Here is a 3107-nt window from a genome sequence, read left to right as displayed (position 1 = left end):
GTCAACGATTTGTTGCTTAAAGTCATCCGTAAAATGACGGCGTATTTTTCTAGACATATTGTTTCTCCTGTTTTCTTTAGTGTAGAACACTTTATAAATTCTGTCTAGTTTAGTGTAACCTATTCAAACAGTCCTAATACTAAGCAATTAGAACAATTACTTGTGTCCTATAAAAAAGAACTAGATGAGGAAAAATCATCTGTCCCTTTTATCTTAAGTCGATTAAATGTATCAGTCTCAAAAATGATAAGTGAAAACAATATTTCTTTGACAAAGAATCAGGCTGATATTTTAAAGAAAATAAGGACTTTATCGCACATTCGTTATGGATATTGATAGTAGTAGCTGGAACGGGGAATGTTCAACCAATGGCACATGGCTAAAATGCTTTTAGGTATTGAAGATAGTAACAATATAAGATAATGTCTTGGGTGCCTTGGTCTCAGGTAGTGTAGGAGCTGCTACAATGTTTTTCCAATTTGTGGAATAGCTTGTGGTTATATTGGTGCTTAGTTAGGAGCAGCAGCTTGGGCAGCTATAACAGCAAAAACAGGGGATTTTAAGATGACTGATTTAAGGCAAATATCCTAAGTGAGGCATTATTATTAGAGGTTACTGGTGGTAACAAGGCTGGAGATACTTCTATCTCTACTCTAGGATGTGCAGCAACAGGAATAAAAAATAGAATTGCTTTTTTAAAGACACGGTAGATTTTTTTACCATTTAAGACGTTTCGGTGACCGTTTAGGATTTTAACGAAAAAATAACCTAATGAGAGTTATAATAAACATGTGCTCGCGACACACAATAATAAAAGAGGAAAAATTAATATGAATTCAAAATCAATAATAAGTTTTCAAGAAATACAATTAGAAAGTCTATCCAATGTAAATGGTGGAGCAAATAAATGGAATAATGCAGCTACTGGAGCTGTATACGGAGCAGGAATTGGTGTAAGCTTATGTACAGCTGCAGGTATGATGACAGCAGGGGCTACCTTAGCTGCGACTGCTGGGTGTGCTTGGGCAGGTGCAAAAATAGGTGGTTCTATAGCATTTATTGCAGATAATATCATTAAATAGGAGATATATAATGGATAAAAACTTTTTTAATGAACTTTCAGTTAGTGATTTGTCAGATGTTTGTGGTGGTGGACTAGGTGGGCACATCGTAACTGGTGCTCTAGCAGGAGCTTTCCAAGCTGGACAACAGTGTATTTTAGCAGGTCCTCAAGCTTACTTAATTTGTGCAGCAGGAGGTGCTGTTGTTGGGGGAGTTGTTGCATATGGATTACGTCCTCCAAAATTGTAAGTAGGAGAAATTATGGGCACTATCATAACTCAGATGGCTATCTTAATCGTCTTTCTGCTCTATATTTTAATTAGTATTTCGTTAAAAAAATTTCACGGCAAGATTTATAGGGCTTGTACCTTCATTTTTATAATTGCAGGAATGGTTTCTTATGTGACCAAGGGTTCAAATTGGTTTGATTTTTTAGCTCTTCTTATTCCTTTGATGGTACTGTATCAGTTTGAAGATAGATTCACCAAGTGATAAAAACTATTATCTTATTGGAGGAAACATGGATAAACTAAAACGTCTTCTTCAGTTTGGATTTTTATTGTGTTTGACCATTGACTTGACAGTCTTTTACTTATTCTTTAGAACAATTCGTGTCGAAGAGAGTCATTTGACAGTATATTTCTTGTTATTGACAATATTACATGTATTGGTTGTTTTATGGGCTTATGCTATGTTAAAACGTTATAAAGTAAACTATTTTTTTTTAAAACGACAAATGAAAATCGCTCTTCTACTTGTCGTTGCCTCAGTTCTAGTAGTTGTCCCCCTCTTTATTTTAAAAGAGGATACGATACCAATGGCAATGCTATTAACAAATAGTGTTATATTCTTTTTATATCCGAATCGAAGAGGTTATATCAGCTAAGTAGGGTAGGAACAAAATGACATTAACTAGTTTGACTGGTATATGATCTTTCATAAGTAGAAAACTACTGAAAATCAAGAGAGCCTTTAATGAGTCTTCTTGGTTTTTGTTTAAATAAGAGTTGACAATTTAAAGTGATGAATGAAATGGTGCTTTCAGGTATTGAAGGTGGAAAAAATAACTGGGCTAGTAATGTTCTTGGGCTTGGTGGCTCAATTTCAGCTGGCTATGCTTTAGGTGCTGCAATTTGTTCCGGAACAGTTGTTGCTACGCCAGCATGTGGCTATATTGGTGCAAAAGTAATTGGATCTGCATGGGCTGCAGCTACTAGTGCAACAGGTGGATTTTTAAAAAGGGGACGATTTGATGAGTGAAGAATTTTTGACTATCGATGAAGCAGCTTTGGAAGTAATCGCTGGAGGAAACAAAGCGGGAGATGTTGTCATATCAGCGACAGGTTGTGCGGCTACTGGCATAAAGTATGGAAAGTCATTTGGTGTATGGGGAGCAGTTATCTGTGGTGGACTGACCTATGCTGCAAATTAATGAATTGAGTATTATCGCTCTGCTGATTGTTAATTCTTTGAGAATTATTTATTTATTGATTAATGGCAAGAGTAACAAAATTATTATTCCTCTAGTAGCCTTAGCTACCTCTTTAGGATATTTGGGAGGACATAATCGCTTTCTTTTATTATTGACACTAATGCTTTCACTTTTATCATTATTTGATATTAAAAAAGGTTGGTAGTACCAAATAAGTTGTGTAAATGATAATGTAAGTCATAATCAATTAAATTAAAATTAAAAAAAGATATAGAGAGTCAGGGATATTCTGGCTTAGCATGGTTAAGTAACGACTTGAAAAGGGTTGCCTTTTCACAAAATTTAGTAGTGGTGCTCTTCGTAATTGTATTTGCGTAAGAATTAATATTGAAAAGACAAGTCTATTACAACACCTTTCACTTAAACTAAGACATACGAATCCTAGTCACCAGCTTACATTGGTGACTAGGATTTTTGATATTTTTACCATTTAGGACGTTTCGGTGACCGTTTAGGATTTTAATAAAAAAATAACCAAATGTGAGTTACAATAAAAACGTGGTCGCGACCCACAATATGAGATAGATCAAGGAGGTATTCATTATGAATACAA

7 protein-coding genes and 1 pseudogene are annotated in these 3107 nt (G+C 34.9%); all 8 read left to right on the top strand.

All coding sequences use genetic code 11. The features are described 5' to 3' along the window. Positions 1–147: 147 nt before the first annotated feature. Positions 148–336 (top strand): annotated as a pseudogene (locus tag ABP870_RS10565) (bacteriocin immunity protein); the annotation flags it as partial. A gap of 494 nt (positions 337–830) precedes the next feature. Next, the gene (locus ABP870_RS10560) at positions 831–1082 is read left to right on the top strand and encodes a hypothetical protein (RefSeq protein WP_018380426.1); all 252 of its coding nucleotides are present in this window, start codon (positions 831–833) and stop codon (positions 1080–1082) included. A gap of 10 nt (positions 1083–1092) precedes the next feature. Beyond that, a complete protein-coding gene (locus tag ABP870_RS10555) occupies positions 1093–1311 on the top strand; it encodes a Blp family class II bacteriocin (protein WP_242257822.1) in 219 nt (72 codons plus the stop codon). 12 nt (positions 1312–1323) lie between these two features. Beyond that, positions 1324–1554 (top strand): hypothetical protein, encoded by a 231-nt coding sequence (locus ABP870_RS10550; protein WP_062712205.1) that lies wholly within the window; start codon positions 1324–1326, stop codon positions 1552–1554. Positions 1555–1582: 28 nt separating this feature from the next. Further along, positions 1583–1948 (top strand): hypothetical protein, encoded by a 366-nt coding sequence (locus tag ABP870_RS10545; RefSeq protein ID WP_350015301.1) that lies wholly within the window; start codon positions 1583–1585, stop codon positions 1946–1948. Between the two features lie 137 nt (positions 1949–2085). Beyond that, entirely contained in the window at positions 2086–2322 is a 237-nt protein-coding gene (locus tag ABP870_RS10540) for a bacteriocin (RefSeq protein ID WP_350015302.1), read from the top strand. Next, the gene (locus ABP870_RS10535; RefSeq protein WP_350015300.1) at positions 2315–2494 is read left to right on the top strand and encodes a Blp family class II bacteriocin; all 180 of its coding nucleotides are present in this window, start codon (positions 2315–2317) and stop codon (positions 2492–2494) included. The genes ABP870_RS10540 and ABP870_RS10535 overlap by 8 nt, the downstream gene beginning before the upstream one ends. Beyond that, positions 2481–2699, top strand: coding sequence for a hypothetical protein (locus ABP870_RS10530; RefSeq protein ID WP_350015299.1), 219 nt, complete (start codon positions 2481–2483; stop codon positions 2697–2699). The genes ABP870_RS10535 and ABP870_RS10530 overlap by 14 nt, the downstream gene beginning before the upstream one ends. Positions 2700–3107: the final 408 nt, after the last annotated feature.

The organism is Streptococcus jiangjianxini (assembly GCF_040225085.1).
GTDB lineage: Bacteria > Bacillota > Bacilli > Lactobacillales > Streptococcaceae > Streptococcus > Streptococcus jiangjianxini.
This window is presented reverse-complemented; position numbering and strand designations above follow the sequence as displayed.